Origin of the sequence: Microbacterium sp. (genome assembly GCF_044340635.1) — a bacterium.
Classification (GTDB): domain Bacteria; phylum Actinomycetota; class Actinomycetes; order Actinomycetales; family Microbacteriaceae; genus Microbacterium.
In genome coordinates this window covers 111,359-132,942 of record NZ_JBIITF010000001.1, presented here as the reverse complement: position 1 = coordinate 132,942, position 21,584 = coordinate 111,359, and the positions used below count along the sequence as shown (strand labels likewise).

Genomic DNA, 21,584 nt, shown 5'->3' with positions numbered 1-21,584 from the left:
CGGTCGCAGTACCGTAGCGATGTCAATAATTCTAGACATCGGAGCGATCGTGGTCTACGAAGAACGCAATACCTGGGTCGGGCTCATCGTCAGCGTGGTCGGTGTGGGCGTCTATGTGCTGCTCGTGCTGCAGCAGGCCGGCGACGGTCCGCTGACCGACGTCGTCTGGTGGCCGATCATGCTGTGGACGATCGTCGGAAGCATCGTCGCCTCCATCGTGATCAGCATCCTGTGGGGGATCCTTGCCGGTATGCGCGATCGCGACGGCGTCGGAAAGTCCGATCAGCGCGACCGGGACATCGCCCACATGGGCGGCCGCGTCGGACAGGCGTTCATGGTGATCGCGGGACTCGGCGTGATCGTGCAGAGCGCTCTCCAGGTGGATTGGTTCTGGATCGCGAACACGATGTTCGCGGGATTCGCCCTCTCGGCGTTCGTCGGGGGAATCGCGAGCGTCGTCGCCTATCGGCGCGGGCTCGTCTGATGGTCAAACCCACGCGGGTGACCAACTCGATCCGCACCATCCGTGAGAGGGCCGGTCTCACGCAGGCCGAGCTCGCCGCCCGGATCGGGGTGACGCGACAGACCCTCATCGCGATCGAACAGGGCAAGTACTCACCGAGCCTCGAACTCGCGTTCCAGATCGCGCGCGTCTTCGCCGTCGGGCTCGACGACATTTTCCAGTACCCCGCCGACCACTCTGCGAAGGACACTTCATGATGGATGCATCGGTCCCCGAAGCGATGACGGCTTGGCGTCAGACGGCCTACGGTGGCCCCGAGACCGTGCAGTCCGCGCGTATCCCGGTGCCCCGTCCAGGCGCGGGCGAGGTTCTCGTGCGCGTTCGGGCGACGGCCCTGCATGCGGGTGACGTCCACATCATGCGCGGCGAGCCTCTGCTCGTCCGGGCCTTCTTCGGGCTGCGCGGACCGAAGGCCGTGACGCGCGGGATGGATGTCGCGGGCACGGTCGTTGCGGTCGGGCCCGGGGTGGGCGCGCTCGCTGTCGACGATGAGGTCGTCGGGGAACTGCCCGGCGGCGGGCTCGCGGAGTATGCGATCGCCCCCGTCGCGCGGGTGGTGGCTCGACCGGCGACGATCGACGCGGTCGTGGCGGCAGCGCTGCCCGTGTCCGCGGGGACGGCGTGGCAGGCGCTCGACCTCGCGGGCGATCGGGCGGGGACCGGTCGGCGCGTGCTCGTGATCGGGGCGAGCGGGGGAGTCGGCACCTACACCGTTCAGCTCGCTGCCCTCTGGGGAGCCGAGGTATGGGCGGTCTGCGGGGCTCGCAACGAGCGACTCGTCGCCGATCTCGGTGCCGTGCGGACGTTCGACTACGCGCGGGTCGACGCCGGGGCATCACCGCCCGAGTTGCCCGCGGCATCCTTCGACGCCGTCATCGACATGGTCGGCCGCGCGCCGCTGCGTGCCCTTCGCCGACTGGTCGCGCCCGGGGGTTGCGTCGTCATGGTGTCGGGCGAGGGCGGACGCGTGCTCGGCCCGATCGGACGGATCCTGCGTGCCGGGTTGCTCTCCCTCACCCCGGGTCCGCGACTCAAGCCGCTCGCCGCGACCGCCAAGCCCGACATCACCCGTCAGCTTCTGGCGCTGGTCGTCGAGGAGCGGTTGCGCCCGGTGATCGAGCGGACATACGACCTGGCAGAAGCAGGGTCGGCGCTCGCGCACGTCGACGCGGGCCATGCGGTCGGCAAGGTCGTCGTCTCGGCCGGGTGAAGGTTGTGCGACGGGAGTCATGTCCCACTTTTCCTCGCTTTCGGTCCTTCATAGCGGCAGAAAGTGGGACATCAGCTTCAGGGATGTCCCACTTTTCGGTGATTCCGCCCGCCATACCGAGCGGAAGCGGGACATGGACGCTGGGGCGGGTGATCGCGCGGAAGGCCCCCCGGGTGAGAGAATGCCCGTGGCGTGTTCGTGCCGACCTTTCCTCGCCGCCCCCGGGGGCCCGAGTCGAAGGGCCGCCGAACCTCAGGACAGCGTCCGCCGCACCTCTACCGCAGGAGCAGAGATGTCGACGCACCCCGTTTCACCCGCCCCCACCTCGTCCGCCGAGCGCGTGGCGCAGCACCGCCGGTACCTGATGTGTCGGCCCGACCACTTCACCGTGAGCTACAGCATCAACCCCTGGATGGTGCCCAGCCGCCCGACCAACACCGAGACGGCGTTGCGGCAGTGGCAGAACCTCTACGACACATACGTCGCGCTCGGCCACGAGGTCGAGCTGATCGATCCGGTGCCGGGGCTCCCCGATATGGTCTACACGGCCAACGGCGGATTCCTGATCGACGGCGTCGCGTACGGACCGAAGTTCCACTTCCCCGAGCGGGCTCCCGAGGCCGCGCACTTCAACGCCTGGTTCGCTGCCAACGGATTTCAACTCACCGAGGCCGTCGAGGTCAACGAGGGCGAGGGCGACTTCCTGCTCGTCGGTGACACGATCCTCGCCGGTACGGGATTCCGCTCGACGGGCGACAGCCACCGCGAGGTGGGCGAGGTCTTCGGACGCGAGGTCGTGAGCCTGACCCTGACCGACCCCCGGTTCTACCACCTCGACACCGCGATCGCCGTGCTCGACCCCGTGCATGGTGCCGATCACGGGGGACCCGACCACGCAAACATCGCCTACCTGCCCCAGGCCTTCGACGACGCGAGCCAGGCGATTCTCGCCGAGCGCTACCCCGACGCCATCCGCGTCTCGGAGGCCGACGGTGACGTCTTCGGCCTGAACTCGGCGAGCGATGGGCTGAACGTCCTGATCTCGCCCCGCGCGACGGGCTTCGAGGCGCAGCTGCGCGAGCGGGGTTACAACCCGATCCTGATCGATCTGTCCGAACTGCTGCTCGGCGGCGGCGGCATCAAGTGCTGCACGCTGGAACTGCGCGCTGCGAGCGGGGAACTGCGGGGACGCGCATCATGACGAATCTCGATACCGCCAGCATCCGCGTCGTCGCGCTCGAAGACGAACACCTCGCCCACAACTACCACCCGCTGCCCGTCGTCATCGCGCGGGGCGAGGGCGCATGGGTGACGGATGTCGAGGGGAAGCGATACCTGGACCTGCTGTCGGCCTACTCGGCGCTGAACTTCGGCCACGGGCATCCAGCCATCCTCGAGGCCGCCCACGAGCAGCTCGATCGCCTGACGCTGACCAGCCGGGCGTATCACAACGATCGCCTCGGCCCATTCGCCGCGGCACTTGCCGAGCTCGCGGGCAAAGACATGGTGCTGCCCATGAACACGGGCGCCGAGGCCGTCGAGACCGGCATCAAGGTCGCCCGCGCCTGGGGGTATCGGGTGAAGGGCGTCGCCCCGGATGCGGCGACGATCATCGTTGCAGACGGCAACTTCCACGGCCGCACGACCACGATCGTCGGTTTCAGCGACGACCCGCAGGCGCGCGACGATTTCGGGCCGTTCGCGCCGGGATTCGTCCATGTACCGTTCGGCGATGCGTCCGCGATCGAGGCGGCGATCGACGAGAACACCGCGGCCGTGCTGATCGAGCCGATCCAGGGCGAAGCGGGAGTGATCGTGCCACCCGAGGGGTACCTCCGCGCGGTGCGCGAGATCACCGAGCGTCGCGGCGTGCTGATGATCGCGGACGAGATCCAGTCCGGACTCGGCCGGGTCGGCACGACCTTCGCCTGCGATCGCGAGGGCGTCGTGCCCGACGTGTACCTGCTGGGTAAGGCGCTGGGTGGAGGCATCCTGCCGCTGTCCGCGGTCGTCGCCAACAAGGATGTGCTGGGAGTCATCCGGCCCGGCGAGCACGGGTCGACGTTCGGCGGCAACCCGCTCGCGGCGGCCGTGGGGCTGCGGGTCGTCGAAATGCTCGCGTCGGGCGAGTTCCAGGAGCGTGCCCTCGCACTGGGCGAACACCTCGGGGGGAAGCTCGCCGAGCTGGTCGACTCGGGTGTCACGTCCGTTCGTCGGGCGGGCCTGTGGGCCGGGGTCGACATCGATCCGGCCGCAGGCACGGGACGCGAGGTAGCGGAGCGCCTGCTCGCGCGAGGTGTGCTGGTGAAAGACACGCACGGACAGACGATCCGGATGGCTCCGCCCCTGGTCGTGCGGGCCACCGAACTGGACTGGGCGGTCGAGCAGTTGCGGGTCGTGCTCGCCGGCTGACGCCTTCCGGTCCACGCTCGCCACCGACTCCGCTGATTACTCGCGAGCCCGCCGGTAATCCACCGCATGGAACGGGCCATCTCGGCGACAACCGGCGCACTCGGCGGGTCACGTCGAGGGGGGCGGCCGGAACGACCGGGCGAGACTCAGCTCACGCTGATGCTGAGCTCGTCCCAGCCCGTCGCGCCATCGGGCACGACGGGCTGCACGTCGCTCGTCTGCGTTTCGCCGTCGACGTTCGTCGCGCGGCAGCGAATCGTGTGCTCGCCGGATGTTGCGGCCCACGGCAGGCTCCACTGCACCCACGTGTCGTCCGAGATCGCGGTGGCGAGCGTCGCGTCCTGCCAGTCACCGCCATCTATCTGCACTTCTACACCCGAGATGCCGACATGCTGCTGCCACGCCACCCCCGCGATGACCGTGTCGCCGGCCGCAAGCACCGACCCGCTGCGGGGGACATCGATGCGCGACTGGAGCTTGATGGGGCCGAGTTCGGACCATCCGCGGTCGGTCCAGTACGCGGTCGCATCCGCGAAGGTCGTGACCTCCATCTCGACGACCCACTTCGTCGCGGAGACGTAGCCGTACAGGCCGGGGACCACCATGCGCACGGGGAAGCCATGCTCGGCGGGCAGGGGGTCGCCGTTCATGCCCACCGCGAGAATCGCATTGCGGTCGTCGGTCAACGCCTCGATCGGGCTGCTCGCCGTAAAGCCGTCGATCGAGCGCGAGAGCACCATGTCGGCCCCCGCCGTCGGGCGCGCGCGCTCGAGCAGCAGCCGAATCGGATAGCCGAGCCACAGGGCATTTCCGATCAGATCGCCGCCCACATCGTTCGAGACGCAGGTCAGGGTCGTGACGCTCTCTTCCAGCGGCAACGCGAGCAGCTCGCCCCACCCGATCGTGATCTCTTCTTCGACCATCCCGTGGATCCGCAGCGACCACTCGGCGGGGTCGACCTGCGGCACGATCAGCGCGGTGTCGATGCGGTAGAACTGGTCGTTCGGCGTGATGACCGGGGCGAGGCCCTCGATGTTCAGCTCGGCTCCGGGCGGCACGGGTGCCGCCGTGGTTGCGGGAGCGGGAAGACGGATGGCGTCGCGAACGACCGTCGCGGCTCTGCTCCCCGAGCGCACCACAGTGGAACCGACGGCGGCGAAGCCTCCGATCACCGCGGCCCCCACGCTCCAGACGAGGAAGCGACGTCGATCCGGATCGGCACCGTCCCGGCCGGGAATGCTGGGCGCATCCGTCGCCGTATCCGACACCGCCGCGCTCGCCGGGGTCCGCAACGGGAGCCGTCGCACGATCAGGCCGAGGGCGACCGCGGCCGTCACGGCCGAGATCACCGAGGGCAGCCACGACACCCCCGTCGCGTTCGCCCGGGTCACGGCGGCCAGAACGCCGAACGCGCCGAGAGCCAGGACGATCACGCGTCCCCAGGGCGGGCGTCGCGCTTCGAGCAGGCCCGCCACCGCGGCGACAAGCGCGAGGACGACGGCGATGCCGGTGAGGAGCGCGATCTTGTCGAGCGTGCCGAACAGGGCGATCGCCAGGTCCTTGGCCCACGGTGGGGCCAGGTCGATCATGAGCGAGCCGATGCTCGCCGTCGGGCTGGCTGTGGGCGAGATGATCGCTGCGGCCAACTCACCCAGGCCGGCCCCGAACGCGACCGCTGCGATGCCGGCCCAGCCGGCGGCGACGCGACTCGGTGCGCGCTCACTCTGCGTCATGGTGAGAGCCTACGCGCGCGCACGAGGGGGCGGGCGGGGCCGAGCAGTGCATTCGCTATGAGGCATCGCGGAGGGTGGAGCCCGCGCCGGGACCGAAACATCGCGGCAACACGGCCGGGGCTAGGCTCGGTGCATGGGTGACCTTTTCGACGGCTACGGCTCGACTCTTGCGCCGCGGAAGACAGCCGGGGGCCTTCCCGCCTATGACGAGATGTTCGGTGGGCCGGAGCATCCGGGGGCCCTCGCGGAGTCCCGGCAGGCGTATCGCGAGCTCTATCAGGCTCTGGCGCGGATGACTCAGGAAGAGCTGCGCGGGCGCACCGACTCGCTCGCGAGCTCGTATCTGGCGCAGGGTGTCACGTTCGACTTCGCGGGCGAAGAGCGGCCGTTCCCGTTGGATGCCGTCCCGCGCATCATCGACTTCGACGAGTGGTCGCATGTCGAAGCGGGAATCAAGCAGCGCGTTCGTGCGCTTGAGGCGTTCCTGGATGACGCGTACGGACGCCAGAACTGCGTCCGCGACGGCGTTATCCCGGCGCAGCTCATCGCCTCGTCGCAGTACTTCTATCGGCAGGCCCACGACATCCATGCCGCCAACGGCGTGCGCATCCAGGTGTCGGGAATCGACCTGATCCGCGACGAGCACGGCCAGATGCGGGTTCTCGAAGACAACGTCCGGGTGCCGAGTGGCGTGAGCTACGTGATCTCGAATCGTCGGGTCATGGCTCAGACGCTGCCCGAATTGTTCGTGTCGATGCGGGTCCGGCCGGTCGGCGATTACCCGAACAAGCTTCTCGCCGCGCTCCGGGCATCCGCCCCGCCCGGGATCGACGAGCCGAACGTCGTCGTGCTCACCCCGGGCGTTTACAACTCGGCGTATTTCGAGCACACGCTGCTCGCCCGGCTGATGGGTGTCGAGCTCGTCGAAGGCCGCGACCTGCTGTGCGCCGGCGGCAAGGTCTTCATGAGGACGACCCGCGGCCCGCGTCGCGTGGACGTCATCTACCGCCGCGTCGACGACGACTTCCTCGACCCCCTGCAGTTCCGCGCGGACTCCATGCTCGGCGCCCCGGGCCTGATGCTCGCCGCGCGCCTCGGCAACGTCACGATCGCGAACGCCGTGGGCAACGGTGTCGCCGACGACAAGCTGCTCTACACGTACACGCCGGACCTGATCCGGTACTACCTCTCGGAAGAGCCGATCCTGCCGATCGTCGACACGTGGCGCCTTGAAGATCCGGGCGCTCTCGAAGAGGTCCTCGATCGCCTGCCAGAGCTGGTCGTTAAGCCCGTGGACGGCTCGGGCGGCAAGGGCTTGGTCGTGGGGCCGGATGCCTCGCGCGCCGAACTCGATCAGCTCCGCAAGCGCCTCATCGCCGACCCCCGCGGCTGGATCGCGCAGCCCGTGATGATGCTGTCGACCATCCCCACGCTGGTCGAGGACGGGATGCGTCCGCGTCACGCCGACCTGCGGCCCTTCGCTGTCAACGACGGCGACGACATCTGGGTGCTGCCCGGCGGGCTGACCCGCGTGGCGCTGCCCGAGGGCGAACTCGTCGTCAACTCGAGCCAGGGCGGCGGATCGAAGGACACCTGGATCGTCGGCGGCTCCGCCCCGACCCACATCGAATATGGCCAGGGACACGGCATGGCCGGACTGGTCGCCGACCAGGCATCCACCATCACCGAGTCGATCTCGATCATCTACGCCGAGGACGGCGACGAGGAGCAGTCCGAGGTCACGCATTCGCCGCAGGATCGCCCGCGCAACCGCTCCGAACAGCAGGAACAGCAGCAGCAGAGCGGGGAGGAAGCGCCATGCTGAGCCGCATCGCCGCACTTCGACACGCGCCCTGCGGGCGCTGCTCAGTGACCGGAAAGGACGGCTCATGCTGAGCCGCATCGCCGAGAGCCTGTTCTGGATCGGCCGCTACATCGAGCGCAGTGACGGAACCGCGCGCATCCTCGACGTCCACCTGCAGCTCCTGCTCGAAGACCCCTGGATCGACGAAGAGACGGCCTGCCGCGCCATGCTCACGGTCATGGGTTCGACGGCGCCGGCAGCCGCCGAGAGCGTCCGCCGCGAAGACGTGCTTTCGCGACTCGCCGTCGACCGCATGAACCCCGCGAGCATCGCCTATTCGCTCACCGCGGCTCGGGAGAACGCCCGTCGTGCCCGCGAGATCGTCTCGACCGAGCTCTGGGAGGTTCTGAATACCACGAGCGCCCGGATGCCTCGCCGCCTGCAGACCGACAAGGTGCACGAGTTCTTCCAGTGGGTGCGCGAGCGCGCGGCCCTCGCGACCGGTATCGTCGACTCGTCGACCAGCCGAGACGAGTCGTGGCAGTTCTTCACGCTCGGGCGGAGCATCGAGCGCGCCGACATGACGGCACGTCTGCTCGCGACGCGGTCTCTGACCGAGGCGTCCGGTCCGTCGTGGACGACGATCCTGCGATCGTGCGGCGCCTACGAGGCGTATTTGCGGACGTACCGCGGCATGCCGAGTGCGAAGAACGCCGCCGAATTCCTTCTGCTCGACCGCCTGTTCCCGCGATCGATCATCTACTCCATCCAGCGTGCCGAGGACTGCATGAGCGCCATCGACCCCCGCGAAGATCGCGTCGGCCACTCCAACACGGTGCTGCGGGCGCTCGGGCAGATCCGTAACGACCTCGAATACCGGCCGATCGGTGAGATCCTCGGTGAGCTGCCGCGGCACATGGATCGGGTGCAGCGCGTCACGCGCGAGGCGTCCGAGGCGATCCGCGCCCGGTTCTTCCCGACGCAGGCGGAGCCGAGCTGGATCGGAGAGATCTCGTGAAGCGCCTGAGGATCGAGCACGCGACCGGCTTCTCATACAAGGGGGATGTCTCGGCGTCGTACAACGAGGCTCGGATGCTTCCCGGCACCACGGATAGCCAGTTCGTGCTGAGCTCGTCGCTCGATATCGAGCCCTCGACATCCGTCAACACCTACGTCGACTACTTCGGCACCCGGGTGAGCGCCTTCGACGTGCTCTCGCCCCATGCCGACCTGCAGATCACCGCTCGCAGCCTCGTCGAGGTCCGCCCGCGGCCCATCGAGCACAGTGGCATCACGTGGGAGCGGCTCGCGGTCGAGGCGGCTCGATCGATCGAAACGGTCGAGCAGCTGACCCAGACGAACCGCACGATGCCCCACCCGGATGTCGCCGAGATCGCTCGGACCATCGCCTCCCAGCACGATGACCCGGGCCGAGCGGCACACGACATCGTCGTCGCGATCGGCGACGCGGTGGAGTACATGTCCGGCGTGACCGGGGTGCACTCGACGGGCGCCGAGGCGTGGGAGGCCCGCAAGGGCGTCTGTCAGGACATGGCGCACATCGCTCTCGGGGCGCTGCGCTCCGTCGGGATCCCCGCGCGGTACGTGTCGGGATACCTGCACCCGAAGCCCGACGCTGCGGTCGGTGTCGCCGTCACGGGCGAATCTCACGCCTGGGTGGAGTGGTTCGCGGGCGAGTGGCAGGGGTTCGACCCCACCAACAACATCGAGATCGGCGACCGTCACGTGCTCGTCGGGCGTGGCCGCGACTACAACGACGTACCGCCGCTGCGCGGTGTGTACGCGGGACCGTTCAAGAGCCAGCTGTTCGTGCGCGTCACGATCACCCGCGAAGCCTGACCCGGCTGTTCGGGCCAGGCATTCCTGAGGCCCGAGACCGGGCGAGGGAGTCAGTGGTCCCGGAGGGCGCGGATCAGTTCGTCCTTTTTCTTGCCGGAGTAGCCGGACAGGCCCAGTTCCTTCGCGCGCTTCTTCAGCTCGGGGACCGTCCAGTCTTCGTACCTGCCGGACTGGCCGCCTGTGCTGCCGACGCTGGACCTGCCGGATTTGGTACCGCCGGTGGCATTGGAGATCCGTGCCGCCTTCTCTTTCGAGGCGCCATCGTCGCGCAGTGCCTCGTACATCTCCGGGTCCTTCAGGCGTGAGTCCTTTCCCTGCGGCATGACCGCCTCCTCTCGGTAAGACGGCAAACCAACCACGAGCGCGGGCGCACACGGAAGAGAGTTGACAACGCGCGGTCGTGGATATCGGCGGCGGAGGGCACGGGGCCGTTCGGCCGGGCTATGCCTGGGTCGGGTTCGCGCCGGTGACGACCGAGATCGGCCGAGTCTGATCCAGCGCCAGCGCGAAGCGGCGCGTGCGGTGGCGGTGCAGGCGGCCCGAGGCCAGCAGCCAGGTCGCCCCGATGATGAACGCCGTCAGGCCTGCGGCCGAACCGACGAGGATGGCCGCGCGCGGGCCGAGTTCGGCCGCGACCCAGCCGACGATCGGTGCGCCGATGGGTGTGCCGCCCATGATGACCGCGAGGTAGAGGGCCATGACGCGCCCGCGCAGGCTCGGTTCGGTCGTCGTCTGCACGTAGCCGTTGGCCGTCGTCAGCATCGTCACGATCGACAGGCCCACCAGGATCTGGGTCGCGGCGTACGTCCAGTACGTGGGCATCAGGACGGATGTCGCGGATGCCAGGGCGAATCCGATGGTCGCCAGCACGATGACCCGGAGGCGTGCCCGGTCGCGCCGGGCGGCGAGCAGCGCGCCGGCCACAGAACCGATCGCGAGGATCGACGAGAGAAGACCGAAGCCGTCGGCTCCCTGACCGAACTCGAGCGCCATGGTGGACGCGAAGATCGGGAAGTTCATGCCGAACGCGCCCACGAGGAAGACCATCACGAACACGACGATCAGATCGGGCCGGCCGCGCACGTAGCGGAAGCCGTCGGCGATTCGCGATCCGGTGCGCGAAACGGCGCGGGGCACGAGTTCGCCCTGGCGGATCAGCAGGAGGGCGACCACGGTCGCGAGGAAGGTGACCGCATTGACGAGGAACACCCATCCCGTGCCGACCGCGACGATCATGAGCCCCGCCACCGCGGGGCCGATCAGGCGGGCGCCGTTGAACGAAGCCGCGTTCAGGGCGACGGCATTCGAGGTGTTCTCGCGCGAGACCAGGTCGGTCACGAACGTCTGACGTGCCGGATTGTCGAAGGCCATGACGACGCCGAGCGCGAGCGCGAAGGCGTACATCAGGGGCAGGGTCATGGCGCCGGCGAGGAGTAAGACGCCCAGCGCGATGGCGAGCAGCAACAGGATGCTCTGGGTGAGCATGAGCAGCCGCCTCCGCTCGAACCGGTCGGCCACCCAGCCCGTCACGCTCACGAGCAGCAGAGGTGGTCCGAACTGCAGAGCCATCGTGATGCCGACGGCGGTGGCGTCGTTGTCGGTCAACTGTGTCAGGACGACCCAGTTCTGGGCGGTCGACTGCATCCACGCCCCGACATTGGAGACGAGTGCGCCGATGAACCAGACCCGGTAGTTGAAGATCGAAAAAGATCGGAACATCGCGCTCATCGTTCGGAGATCCGTGCCAGCAGCGCGGCGGCCTGCGCGAGTGTCTCCCGTTCCGCCGGCGTGAATTCCGAGAGGGTCGCCTCGAGCCAAGCGTCACGTAGACGCGCGGTTTCGGTGATGACATCGTGCCCGGCAGTGCTCAGGGCGATATTGACCTTGCGGCGGTCGTCCTCGTCGGGCGTGCGGGTGACGTATCCCCACTCCTCCAGGCAGTTGACCGTGCGATTCATGGATGGGGCGGACACCCGTTCGCGCTCAGCGAGTTCGCCCAACGTGTGCGGACCCTTCATGCGCAACCAGCCGAGCACAGCGATCTGTCCGTCGCTCATCGTGTCGACCGCGCGCTCCGCCCGGAGGCGGCGCGAGAAGCGCATCACGGACATGCGTAGCGCGGAGGCCTCTTCGTAGAGGCCGGGCGACGTCGTGGTGAGGTCGTCACGGGGGGCGGCGGAATCGGTGGTGGTCATTTCGATAGTTAGCCTACCTCATTACCCATGCTAACGATATCGAGGAACACCTCGAGTGACCGACGAGGGCCCCCGGTAGAGTCGGGCGCATGCCGGAGTTCATCGACGCGCACGGCGTCGCGATCGTCTATGACGTCCATCCCGCGACCACCGCCCCGCGCGCCGTCGTCCAACTGCTCCACGGAGTGGGCGAACATGCGGGTCGATACGGCACCCTGATCGCTCAGCTCACCGCCAACGGGTACATCGTGTACGCCGACGACCACCGCGGCCACGGGCGCACGGGGCTACGTCAGCACGGGGATCCCGCTCGCCTCGGCCGCCTCGGGCCCGGGGGAATGCCCGCGACCGTCGCCGCGCTCAGGCAGTTCACCGAGCTGATCCGCGCCGAGAACCCGGATCTTCCGCTCGTGCTGCTCGGCCACTCGTGGGGCTCGTTCCTCGCGCAGATCCTCGTGAACGACGACCCCGAGGCCTACGACGCCGTTGTGCTCACCGGCACTGCCCTGCGCTGGCCGGGGTCGCTCAACGCGGGCGCTCTCAACGCGCCCTGGAAGGGACCGGATGCGACGGGTCGCGAATGGTTGTCGTCGGATCCTGCGGTGGGTGCGGCGTTCGGCGAAGACCCTCTGACGACGGATCGACCGCTGCTGGCGCTGTTCGGACCGATCGATGCCGCCCGCCTGTTCGGCCGCCCCGCACGAGGGCTGCGCGACCGTCGGACGGCTGACCTGCCCGTGTTGATCATGGTGGGACGCGAGGACACGGTGGGCGGCGCCGCATCCGCTCATCGCCTGGCGCGCGCCTATCGCGACCGCAGCGGCCTCGACGACATCACCACGCTCATCTACCCCGGTGCCCGGCATGAGGTGTTCAACGAGGTTCAACAGGCCGATGTCCGTGCCGACCTGCTGGCCTGGCTCGAGAAGCGCTTTCCCTTTCGCGCCTAGTCTGGAGCCATGCACGGCGAATACAAGGTCCCAGGCGGCAAGCTCGTCGTCGTCGACCTCGAGACACGCGACGGCCTGATCTCGGACTTCCACCTGGCCGGCGACTTCTTCCTCGAGCCCGACACGGCGCTCGAAGCCATCGACTCCGCTGTGCAAGGCCTCCGCGAAACGGCGGATGTCACGGCGATCGCGGCGGCGGTACGCGCTGCTCTTCCGCCCGACACTCAGATGCTCGGTTTCACCCCGGAGTCCGTCGGCACCGCGGTGCGGCGGGCGCTCGTGACGGCTCCCGGTTGGAGCGACTTCGACTGGGAGGTCGTGCACGAGCCGGCCGTCTCGCCGCGCATGAACCTCGCGCTCGACGAGGTGCTCACGGCTCGAGTCGGCGACGGGCGGCGGCGACCGACCCTGCGCATCTGGGAATGGGACGAATCCGCGGTCGTGATCGGATCGTTCCAGTCGTTGCGCAACGAGGTAGACCCCGAGGGTGCGGCACGGCACGGATTCGATGTCGTCCGTCGAATCTCGGGCGGCGGGGCGATGATGATGGCCGCGGGCCAGATCATCACGTACTCCTTATACGTTCCGGCGGCTCTCGTCTCGGGCATGACGTTCGCCGACTCGTATGCGTTCCTCGACGACTGGGTGCTGCAGGCGCTTCGCTCGCTCGGCATCGAGGCGACCTACCAGCCGCTGAACGACATCGCGAGCCCCACGGGCAAGATCGGCGGGGCGGCCCAGAAACGTCTCGCGAATGGCGGGGTGCTGCACCACGCGACGCTCAGCTACGACATCGACGGCCAGATGATGACCGAGGTGCTGCGCATCGGTCGCGAGAAGTTGAGCGACAAGGGTACGGTATCTGCCGCGAAGCGGGTCGACCCGCTTCGTCGGCAGACCGGGCTCGCCCGCGACGTCGTGATCGAGCGTTTCATCGAAACTTTCACGCGCCTCTACGGTGCCGAGCCCGGGCATATCACGGCCGAGGAATATACCGAGGCTGAGGAACTCGTCGAGTCCAAGTTCGCGACCGACGCCTGGCTGCGCCGGGTGCCGTGACCGACGCGGCGCCGGACGCGGTCGTCGTCGACGCGGAGCCCGGAGCATCCGTCGTCGTCGTCGAGGGCGACAACCTCGCGGCGATGGCAGCGATGCCGGATGCCTCGTACGCACTCGTCTATCTCGACCCGCCGTTCAACACGGGTCGGGTACAGGGCCGAGCGGTTCACACGTCCCGTCCCCTCGTGACCGAGAACCCCGCTGGGCCGCAGCCCATCGAGGGAGGCGGTGTGGCAAGCACCGCCCCGGTCTTCCGCGGTTTTCACGGCCGCGACTACGAGCGGGTCGTCGGGCTTCTTCGCTCGTACGACGATCGCTTCACCGACTACTGGGACTTCCTGGCGCCGCGCCTCGCCGAGGCCTGGCGTCTTCTGGCGGCGGACGGCACGCTGTACCTCCACCTCGACTACCGCGAGTCGCACTACGCCAAGGTCGCGCTCGATGCGCTCTTCGGGCGGGACTGCTTCTTGAACGAGATCATCTGGGCGTACGACTACGGGGCGAAATCGCGCAGCCGATGGCCGACCAAGCACGACACGATCCTCGTCTACGTCAAGAATCCGTCGAACTACGTCTTCGATTCCGACGCCGTCGACCGCGAGCCGTACATGGCGCCGGGACTCGTCACCCCCGAGAAGGCGGCGCGCGGCAAACTGCCGACGGATGTCTGGTGGCACACGATCGTGCCCACCACCGGTCGTGAGAAGACCGGCTATCCGACGCAGAAGCCCGAGGGGATCCTGCGGCGCATCATCTCGGCATCGACGCGGGTCGGGGATGCCGTGCTCGATCCCTTCGCGGGCAGCGGCACGACGGGCGCGGTCGCCGGTGGGCTGGGGCGGCGTGCGGTGCTGATCGATCACAACCCCGACGCCATCGAGGTGATGGCGAGACGGATGCCCGAGGCCGAGATCCGGCGTCAGCCGAGCGCGACCACCGAGGCGTAGGCGTCCGAGACGACGTCGGGAGATGAGCTTCCGACGTCGAACACCCGCGCGGCGCCGCGTCTGCCGTTGGATGTTGCTGCCCACCCGGGTTCCCCGTCGCGCATGAACTCCACCGCGGCTCCGTGGATCGAATCGGCGAGTGCGCGCGGGGGAGCGTCCCCGGCGATGGCGCTCACCCGCGGTGCATCCAGTACGTCGAAGAGGAAGGGCACATCGAGGCAGTGCAGGGCGATGCCGTGGGTCGGCGAGACCCACGAGAGTCGGTACAGCCAGGTGCGGGCGGTCGGCGCATCCGTGCTCCCCGCTGCGATGGCTCGGGCGTCGGCGACGCGCGCCACGCCCGCGCGGAACGTGTGGTCGGTCACGTACCGGCCCACCAGCCGCCCGGCCCCCCGTTTGCGAACCGCACGATTGCCTTTCAGGTAGCCCGAGGCAACCCGCCGGCTCGCGCCGAGAGCTCGCAGGGCGAGGCGCGCAGGGACGAACCGCAAGATCTTCGAACCCATCGTGATCATGGTGAACTCGTCGTCGTTCGCGCCGATGACGAGTGGCTTATCGGCGCCGACTCCCGTGCGGAGGGATTCGAGCGGCGGTCGGGGAATCAGGTCGCCGTCGACGACCGGGCCGAGGCCGACACCGTCGCGCAGCAGGCCGCGGGCGACGGCGAGCCCCTTCGCGTCCGGCTCTTGCGTGGCGCGTTCCTGGGCGTCGACGATCACCTCGGGGTCGACCGTGGCGAAGCCCTCTCGGTCGGGCGCGACACCGAGGTGCTCGGCGAGGCGAGCACCGATCGCGCGAGCACGATCCACCGCGATGTCGCCGAGGGCGGGGGAGGAGCACCAGACCTGGTGGAACAAATGTTGTGCCGACGGCATCCCGAGCAACGTCAGGACGGCACCGCCACCCGCCGACTGCCCGGCGATCGTGACACGGTCGGGGTCGCCGCCGAAGAAGCCGATGTTCGCACGTATCCACTCCAGGGCCGCGAGCCAGTCGCGCACGGCGCGGTTCTGCGGTGCTCCGTCGATCCATCCGAAGCCGTCGAAACCGAGCCGGTACGAGAGCGTGACCGTCACGACCCCGTCGCGGGCGAATGCCGCACCGTCGAACCAGGGGCTGGCAGGCGAACCGGTCGTGTACCCGCCGCCGTGAATCCAGACCCACACCGGCAGGCGCGCGCCGGGATCGGCGGCGGGGGTGAAGACGTTGACGTTCAAGGTGGCATCGCCCGGGACGGGCGGTTCGGGAATCAGGGTCGTGTCGGCGAAGTCGTGCCGCAGGGGAGTGGGGCCGTAGGCGGATGCATCACGCACCCCGGCCCAGGGGCGGGGAGCTGCGGGGGCGGCGAAGCGCAGGTCGCCGACGGGCGGTTCGGCGAACGGGATACCGAGGTAGGCCTCGCCGGTGCCGCCGGCCGTGCTGTGACGAATGCCACGCACGGCTCCCTGCAGCGTGCGTGCTTCGGGGGCGGCCGGGCTCATCGCGTGGTCTCCTGTCGGGGGTCGAGGGCGCCGAGGAGGGCGTCGATCGTTCCCGCCATGTCGAGGTTCGGATCGAGCAGCCAGTGCGTCTGCAGACCGTCGGCGAGAGCGTGCACGACCGTCGCGAGGGTGGCAGCCGGGATGGTATCGACGATCCGCCCCTCGGCCTGGAGAGTCGTGATCGCCGGGATCAGGAGCTCGCCGAGGTAGCGCTGACGGTCGAGGAAGAACTCGTGCGCCGGATGCTCGGGCGCTGCTGCGTCGACCGAGATGTGCGCGAACAGCTGCACCAGGCCCGGTACATCCGCGTTGTGCCGAACGATCTCGAGGAAGGATGCCAGCACTGCTTCGGCAGCATCACCGGGTGCCCCCTCGCTCTCCGGCCGGGGCGCATGCGCCGCGTGGTCGACCTCGTCGCGCTTGCGGAGGATCGCGGTGTACAGCTCTTCCTTGCTGTCGAAGTAGTGCAGCAGTCCCGCTTGACTCAGGCCAGCGGCGTCCGCCAGCTCTCGAACCGACGTGCGGCGCAGGCCTTCGCGAGCGATCACGTCGAGCGCTGTCGTGAGGATCTCTTCGCGTTTGGCAACGCCCTTCGCGTAGGAGCCTCGTCGATTCATGGGTAGAGCGTAGACCGGATGCCTCTTGCCAATAAAAACCGAGCAGCATACGCTTTTTATGGCGCATGAAGTTCGCACGCCATCCACGAGGGAGTGAACATGTCCGATTCCGTCACCCAGCCATCCGTCGCCGACCTGACTCTCGAAGAGAAGGCGTCGCTCACGAGCGGGGCGGATTTCTGGACCACCACGGCCATCGATCGTGCCGGCGTACCCAGCATCATGATGACCGACGGGCCGCACGGCCTGCGCAAACAGGCCGACGGCAACGATCACGTCGGCCTCGCGAACAGCGTGCCCGCGACCTGCTTCCCGCCCGCCGTCGGGCTCAGCGCGACCTTCGATCCCGAGCTCGCGGTACGAGTCGGCGAAGCGTTGGGTGTCGAATCCGCCATCGAGAATGTCGCCGTCATTCTCGGCCCCGGCATCAACATCAAGCGCTCGCCGCTCTGCGGCCGGAACTTCGAGTACATGTCCGAAGACCCGATCGTCTCGGGTGTGATGGGTGGCGCGCTCGTCCGCGGCATCCAGTCGCGCGGGGTCGGGGCGTCGCTCAAGCACTTCGCCGCGAACAACCAGGAGACCGACCGGCTGCGCGTCTCGAGCGATGTCGACCCGCGCCCGCTGCGCGAGATCTACCTCCGCGGGTTCCAGATCGCCATCGAGGGCGCACAGCCGTGGACGGTGATGTGCTCGTACAACCGCATCAACGGGGTCTATGCGTCCGAGGACCCGTGGCTGCTGACGAGCGTCCTCCGCGACGAGTGGGGATTCGAGGGGCTCGTGGTCTCGGACTGGGGTGCCGTCAGCGATCGCGTCGCCGGAGTCATCGCGGGACTCGACCTCGAGATGCCCTCGAGCGGCGGAGCAACCGACGCGCAACTCGTCGCGGCCGTGCGGGACGGATCGCTCGACGAGGCCGCGCTCGATGTCGTCGCGCGCCGCGTGCTCGACCTGGTGCAGAAGGCCGGTCGGCGGCCCGCTATCGACGGTCACCTCGACATCGATGCGCACCATGCGTTGGCCCGCGAGGTCGCCGGACGGGCGATCGTGCTGCTGAAGAACGATGACCGCGTGCTGCCGCTCGCCGCCGAGCAGAAGGTCGCCGTCATCGGTGCCTTCGCCGAGACGCCGCGCTTCCAGGGCGCCGGGTCATCGCTCATCAACCCCACCCGGCTCGACAGTGCCCTGGATGGCTTCGCCGAATACGCGGCTGAGGGCGCCGTGACGTACGCGGCGGGCTTCGCCCTCGATGGTTCGGGTGATGCCGACGTGCTCCGCGCCGAGGCTGTTGCTGCGGCATCCGCGTCCGAGGTCGCCGTCGTCTTTCTCGGTCTTCCCGCGTCTGCTGAGTCGGAGGGCTTCGACCGCGAGCACATCGATCTGCCGGCGGATCAGCTCGCACTGCTCGACGCCGTCCTGGTGGCGAACCCGCGCACGGTCGTCGTTCTGTCGAACGGCGGGGTCGTGGCGTTGCCCTTCGCCGACCGGGTTCCCGCGATCATCGAAGGATGGTTGCTCGGTCAGGCCGGGGGGTCGGCCACGGCGGACGTGCTCTACGGCGCGGTGAACCCGTCGGGGCGCCTCGCCGAGACCATCCCCGTGCGGCTCGAGGACAACCCCTCGTACGGCAACTTCCCGGGCGAGCACGGTCACGTGCGCTACGGCGAGGGCTTGTTCGTCGGGTACCGCTGGTACGACGAGCGCGGCCTCGACGTGACGTTCCCCTTCGGGCACGGCCTGTCGTACACGACGTTCGCCTACGGCGAGGCCCAGGCATCCGTTCGCTCCGACGGCGACATGGCTGTGCGTATCGCCGTGACCAACACGGGTGAGCGGGCGGGCCGCGAGCTGGTTCAGGTCTATACGGCACTGCAGGGATCGGCGGTGCAGCGGGCGCCGCGCGAGCTCAAGGCCTTCCAGAGCGTTGCGCTCGAGGCGGGCGAGACGCGTGAGGTCGAACTGATCGTCCGGCGCGACGACCTGGCGTACTGGGATGTGCGCGTGGACCGCTGGGTCGTCGAGGGGGGCGAGTACGAGGTGCACGTCGGTGCCTCGAGTCGCGACATCCGTTCGGTTGCTTCGGCCGAGGTCGCGGGCGACGAACTCGTTCTCCCGGCCTCGCTCAACTCATCCATCACCGAGCTTCTGGCGCACCCCGTGCTGGGTGAGCGGATGCGTGCGCTCGTCGCCGCCGCGTTCGGGCCGGGAGCGGAGTCCGAGGGAGCGCTTCAGGTTCTCGGATCGTTCCCGATCGGTCGGCTCGCCGCCTTCCCCAATGTGCCCGCGACGCGGGACGAGATCGAGCGGATGATCGCTCAGGCCTGACCCGCGGGGGTCAGCCACAGTCGCCGAAACACCCCGCGTGCGCCGAGACACCCCACGACACGGGGTTTTTCGCGGCACACGGGGTGTTTCGCGGGATGTGGCGGGGCGACCGGCGCGCCGGTCGGGCGGAGCGGATGCCGAAGGTCAGGCGTCGCGACCGGCCCCACGAGAGGGTGTCACCGTGAAGATGTGCGGTGCGGCGTAGCCGCGCTCCGCGAAAGCGGAGGTCGCGGCATCCGTCACCCTGCCCACGAGGCCCTCGGCGACGAGCGCGATCGCCGCTCCGCCGAAGCCGCCGCCCGTCATCCGCGCGCCGACCGCTCCAGCCGCGAGCGCGGCGTCCACCGCGGTATCGAGTTCGGGTGTCGAGATTTCGAAGTCGTCGCGCATCGAGGCGTGCGAGGCGACGAGCAGGTCGCCGATCGCGTGGGGTCCGCTTTCGCGCAGGGTCCGTACGGTGTCGAGCACGCGATAGTTCTCGGTGACGATGTGGCGGACGCGCCGGAATGTGACGTCGTCGAGCAGCGCCTGGGCCCGAGGGAGGTCGTCGAGCGTCAGGTCGCGCAGCGCGGGCACACCCATCGAGGCCGCGCCCAGCTCGCACGACGCACGCCGTTCGCCGTAGCCGCCGGTCGCGTGCGAGTGCTTGACCCCTGTGTCGATGACGAGCAACCGGAGATCCGCCGCGTCGAACCCGAGGTCGATGCTCTCGGTCGCGAGCGTCCGGCAATCCAGGAACGTTGCGGCGTCGGCGCGCCCGAGCATCGAGGCGACCTGGTCCATGATGCCCGTGGGGGCGCCGACGGCGTCGTTCTCGGCCGTCCGACCGATCTTCGCGAGCTCGAGCGGAGAGAGGCCCAGGGCCCAGAGATCATTCAGCGCACTCGCGGTCGCACCCTCGATCGCGGCCGACGACGACAGGCCGGCCCCGATCGGAACATCCGACGAGAATGCGAGGTCGAGGCCCGGTAGTTCGCGCGCATCGATGCCGGTCGCCCGCAGCGCGGCCCAGGCGACCCCGAGCGGATAAGCGGCCCACTCCGGGATGCCGTGGTCCGGGTGGTCGAAGAGCGACGGCAGGTCGTCGAGTGCCACCTCGACCGGCGTCGGATCGAACGTCGACGTCACGCGGATGATGCCGTCATCGCGGCGGGACGCTTTTGCGCGGGTGCGGTACTCGATGGCGAACGGCAGGACGAAGCCCTCGTTGTAGTCGGTGTGCTCGCCGATCAGGTTGGCGCGCCCCGGGGCCGACCAGACGCCGGAATCGCTCGCAGGTGTGGGGATCATCGCTCGATTGCCTCTCGGATGCGGGCGGCGGCGTCCTCGGGGGCGATGTCACCGATCCATGCGCCCATCGCCGCCTCGGAACCCGCGAGGTACTTCAATTTGTCCGCCGCGCGCCGCGGGGAGGTGAGCTGCAGGTGCAGACGCACGGTGTCGCGCCCGGTGTGAACGGGCGCCTGGTGCCAGGCCGCAATGTACGGAGTCGGGGTTTCGTAGATGCGGTCCACGCCGCGCAAGAGGCGCAGATAGACATCCGCCAACTCGTCGCGCTCTTCCGGGCTCGTGGCGGCGAAGTCGGGTACGTGCCGTTTCGGTGCGAGATGGATCTCGACGGGCCAGCGGGCCGCGAACGGCACATACGCGATCCAGCGGTCCGATTCGAGGACGACACGGGGTCCCGCGGTCTCGAACGCGATGATCCGCTCGAACAGATCGGGCCCCTCGCGATCGATGGATGCGAGCAGGGTCGATGTGCGGGGGGTGATGTAGGGGTACGCGTAAATCTGACCGTGAGGGTGGTGCAGCGTCACGCCGATCTCTTCGCCGCGGTTCTCGAACGGGAAGACCTGCTGGATGCCGGGAAGTGCCGAGAGCGCCGCGGTGCGATCTGCCCACGCCTCGATCACGGTGCGGGCGCGCGTCGTCGTCTGCGTGCCGAAGGATCCCTCGTGTTCGGGGCTGAAGCACACCACCTCGCAGCGACCGACGGACGAGCGGGTGCGGCCGAGTCCGGGGGCGACGAGGTCTGCCAGACCGTGTGGGGGATCGTCGGCGCGGGGGGCCGTGTCGGTCGGTTCGGCCAGACCGGGCCCGAATGACGGCGACTTGTTCTCGAAGACCGCGACGTCGTACAGGGAGGGGATCTCGGAGGGGTTGGTGGGGGTTTGCGGCGAAAGCGGATCGAGGTGGGCGGGCGGAAGGAACGCCCGGTTCTGTCGCGCGGCGGCGACCGAGATCCAGTCGCCGGTCAAGGCATCGCGGCGCATGGTCGCGGTGGCCGGCCGATCGCCGAAGGCTCGGGAATCGATGGCGCGCTCGGAGCTGAGCGCAGTGCCCGGGTCGTCGTAGTAGAAGAGTTCGCGGCCGTCCGCGAGGAGGCTGGCGCGGCGGACGACTCCGCCCGAGAGGGGCACGGCGTCAGGGAGCATGTTCACGATAACACGCTATATTCCGGGGCT

Annotated in this window: 20 protein-coding genes; 12 read left to right on the top strand and 8 right to left on the bottom strand. The window is 68.8% G+C overall.

The window, feature by feature from the left end:
- The first annotated feature begins 19 nt into the window (after nucleotides 1-19).
- The 5 genes from ACIQ0W_RS00620 (at nucleotide 20) to rocD (ending at nucleotide 4,145) form a co-directional block, all read left to right on the top strand.
- Nucleotides 20-484 (top strand): hypothetical protein, encoded by a 465-nt coding sequence (locus ACIQ0W_RS00620; protein WP_304690171.1) that lies wholly within the window; start codon nucleotides 20-22, stop codon nucleotides 482-484.
- Nucleotides 484-720 carry a helix-turn-helix transcriptional regulator gene (locus ACIQ0W_RS00615; RefSeq protein WP_396640983.1) on the top strand — a complete coding sequence of 79 codons (237 nt, stop codon included), beginning with the start codon at nucleotides 484-486 and terminating at the stop codon, nucleotides 718-720. Before ACIQ0W_RS00620 ends, ACIQ0W_RS00615 begins: the two co-directional genes overlap by 1 nt.
- The gene (locus ACIQ0W_RS00610) at nucleotides 717-1,733 is read left to right on the top strand and encodes an NAD(P)-dependent alcohol dehydrogenase (protein WP_396640982.1); all 1,017 of its coding nucleotides are present in this window, start codon (nucleotides 717-719) and stop codon (nucleotides 1,731-1,733) included. Before ACIQ0W_RS00615 ends, ACIQ0W_RS00610 begins: the two co-directional genes overlap by 4 nt.
- A 292-nt stretch (nucleotides 1,734-2,025) precedes the next feature.
- Nucleotides 2,026-2,934 carry a dimethylargininase gene (gene ddaH, locus ACIQ0W_RS00605; protein ID WP_396640981.1) on the top strand — a complete coding sequence of 303 codons (909 nt, stop codon included), beginning with the start codon at nucleotides 2,026-2,028 and terminating at the stop codon, nucleotides 2,932-2,934.
- Entirely contained in the window at nucleotides 2,931-4,145 is a 1,215-nt protein-coding gene (gene rocD / locus ACIQ0W_RS00600) for an ornithine--oxo-acid transaminase (protein WP_396640980.1), read from the top strand. The genes ddaH and rocD overlap by 4 nt, the downstream gene beginning before the upstream one ends.
- Nucleotides 4,146-4,291: 146 nt before the next feature.
- On the opposite strand, the gene ACIQ0W_RS00595 is transcribed toward rocD, so the two are convergent.
- Nucleotides 4,292-5,878 (bottom strand): molybdopterin-dependent oxidoreductase, encoded by a 1,587-nt coding sequence (locus tag ACIQ0W_RS00595; protein ID WP_396640979.1) that lies wholly within the window; start codon nucleotides 5,876-5,878, stop codon nucleotides 4,292-4,294.
- Between the two features lie 133 nt (nucleotides 5,879-6,011).
- Between ACIQ0W_RS00595 and ACIQ0W_RS00590 the strand changes: the two genes are divergently transcribed.
- The 3 genes from ACIQ0W_RS00590 (at nucleotide 6,012) to ACIQ0W_RS00580 (ending at nucleotide 9,542) form a co-directional block, all read left to right on the top strand.
- Complete coding sequence (locus tag ACIQ0W_RS00590; RefSeq protein WP_396640978.1) at nucleotides 6,012-7,703, top strand: circularly permuted type 2 ATP-grasp protein; 1,692 nt, start codon at nucleotides 6,012-6,014, stop codon at nucleotides 7,701-7,703.
- A 64-nt stretch (nucleotides 7,704-7,767) separates the two neighbouring features.
- Nucleotides 7,768-8,700, top strand: coding sequence for an alpha-E domain-containing protein (locus tag ACIQ0W_RS00585; protein WP_036300707.1), 933 nt, complete (start codon nucleotides 7,768-7,770; stop codon nucleotides 8,698-8,700).
- Nucleotides 8,697-9,542: a transglutaminase family protein gene (locus ACIQ0W_RS00580; RefSeq protein ID WP_036300709.1), complete on the top strand. Its 846-nt coding sequence runs from the start codon at nucleotides 8,697-8,699 to the stop codon at nucleotides 9,540-9,542. The genes ACIQ0W_RS00585 and ACIQ0W_RS00580 overlap by 4 nt, the downstream gene beginning before the upstream one ends.
- Before the next feature lie 50 nt (nucleotides 9,543-9,592).
- Here the strand turns inward: ACIQ0W_RS00580 and ACIQ0W_RS00575 are convergent, their stop codons facing one another.
- From ACIQ0W_RS00575 to ACIQ0W_RS00565, 3 genes are all read right to left on the bottom strand, one after another.
- Nucleotides 9,593-9,865: a Rho termination factor N-terminal domain-containing protein gene (locus ACIQ0W_RS00575; protein WP_396640977.1), complete on the bottom strand. Its 273-nt coding sequence runs from the start codon at nucleotides 9,863-9,865 to the stop codon at nucleotides 9,593-9,595.
- Between the two features lie 118 nt (nucleotides 9,866-9,983).
- Complete coding sequence (locus tag ACIQ0W_RS00570; protein ID WP_396640976.1) at nucleotides 9,984-11,261, bottom strand: MFS transporter; 1,278 nt, start codon at nucleotides 11,259-11,261, stop codon at nucleotides 9,984-9,986.
- 5 nt (nucleotides 11,262-11,266) lie between these two features.
- Nucleotides 11,267-11,737, bottom strand: a complete 471-nt coding sequence (locus tag ACIQ0W_RS00565) for a MarR family winged helix-turn-helix transcriptional regulator (protein ID WP_396640975.1) — start codon at nucleotides 11,735-11,737, stop codon at nucleotides 11,267-11,269.
- A gap of 89 nt (nucleotides 11,738-11,826) precedes the next feature.
- Between ACIQ0W_RS00565 and ACIQ0W_RS00560 the strand changes: the two genes are divergently transcribed.
- From ACIQ0W_RS00560 to ACIQ0W_RS00550, 3 genes are read left to right on the top strand one after another with little or no spacing between them, the layout of a single operon-like run.
- Nucleotides 11,827-12,687 (top strand): alpha/beta fold hydrolase, encoded by an 861-nt coding sequence (locus ACIQ0W_RS00560; RefSeq protein WP_396640974.1) that lies wholly within the window; start codon nucleotides 11,827-11,829, stop codon nucleotides 12,685-12,687.
- Between the two features lie 9 nt (nucleotides 12,688-12,696).
- On the top strand, nucleotides 12,697-13,746 hold the full coding sequence (locus ACIQ0W_RS00555) for a biotin/lipoate A/B protein ligase family protein (RefSeq protein WP_396640973.1): 1,050 nt from the start codon (nucleotides 12,697-12,699) through the stop codon (nucleotides 13,744-13,746).
- The gene (locus ACIQ0W_RS00550; protein ID WP_396641151.1) at nucleotides 13,725-14,693 is read left to right on the top strand and encodes a DNA-methyltransferase; all 969 of its coding nucleotides are present in this window, start codon (nucleotides 13,725-13,727) and stop codon (nucleotides 14,691-14,693) included. Before ACIQ0W_RS00555 ends, ACIQ0W_RS00550 begins: the two co-directional genes overlap by 22 nt.
- On the opposite strand, the gene ACIQ0W_RS00545 is transcribed toward ACIQ0W_RS00550, so the two are convergent.
- Together ACIQ0W_RS00545 and ACIQ0W_RS00540 are read right to left on the bottom strand one after the other, a co-directional pair.
- Entirely contained in the window at nucleotides 14,666-16,174 is a 1,509-nt protein-coding gene (locus ACIQ0W_RS00545; protein ID WP_396640972.1) for a carboxylesterase/lipase family protein, read from the bottom strand. The genes ACIQ0W_RS00550 and ACIQ0W_RS00545 overlap by 28 nt on opposite strands.
- Nucleotides 16,171-16,791: a TetR/AcrR family transcriptional regulator gene (locus ACIQ0W_RS00540; protein ID WP_100814740.1), complete on the bottom strand. Its 621-nt coding sequence runs from the start codon at nucleotides 16,789-16,791 to the stop codon at nucleotides 16,171-16,173. The genes ACIQ0W_RS00545 and ACIQ0W_RS00540 overlap by 4 nt, the downstream gene beginning before the upstream one ends.
- 99 nt (nucleotides 16,792-16,890) lie before the next feature.
- Between ACIQ0W_RS00540 and ACIQ0W_RS00535 the strand changes: the two genes are divergently transcribed.
- Nucleotides 16,891-19,119 carry a glycoside hydrolase family 3 C-terminal domain-containing protein gene (locus ACIQ0W_RS00535; RefSeq protein ID WP_396640971.1) on the top strand — a complete coding sequence of 743 codons (2,229 nt, stop codon included), beginning with the start codon at nucleotides 16,891-16,893 and terminating at the stop codon, nucleotides 19,117-19,119.
- Nucleotides 19,120-19,263: 144 nt separating this feature from the next.
- Here ACIQ0W_RS00535 and galK read toward each other — a convergent pair whose 3' ends face one another.
- On the bottom strand, nucleotides 19,264-20,409 hold the full coding sequence (galK, locus tag ACIQ0W_RS00530) for a galactokinase (RefSeq protein WP_396640970.1): 1,146 nt from the start codon (nucleotides 20,407-20,409) through the stop codon (nucleotides 19,264-19,266).
- On the bottom strand, nucleotides 20,406-21,554 hold the full coding sequence (gene galT / locus ACIQ0W_RS00525) for a galactose-1-phosphate uridylyltransferase (RefSeq protein WP_396641150.1): 1,149 nt from the start codon (nucleotides 21,552-21,554) through the stop codon (nucleotides 20,406-20,408). Before galT ends, galK begins: the two co-directional genes overlap by 4 nt.
- Nucleotides 21,555-21,584: the final 30 nt, after the last annotated feature.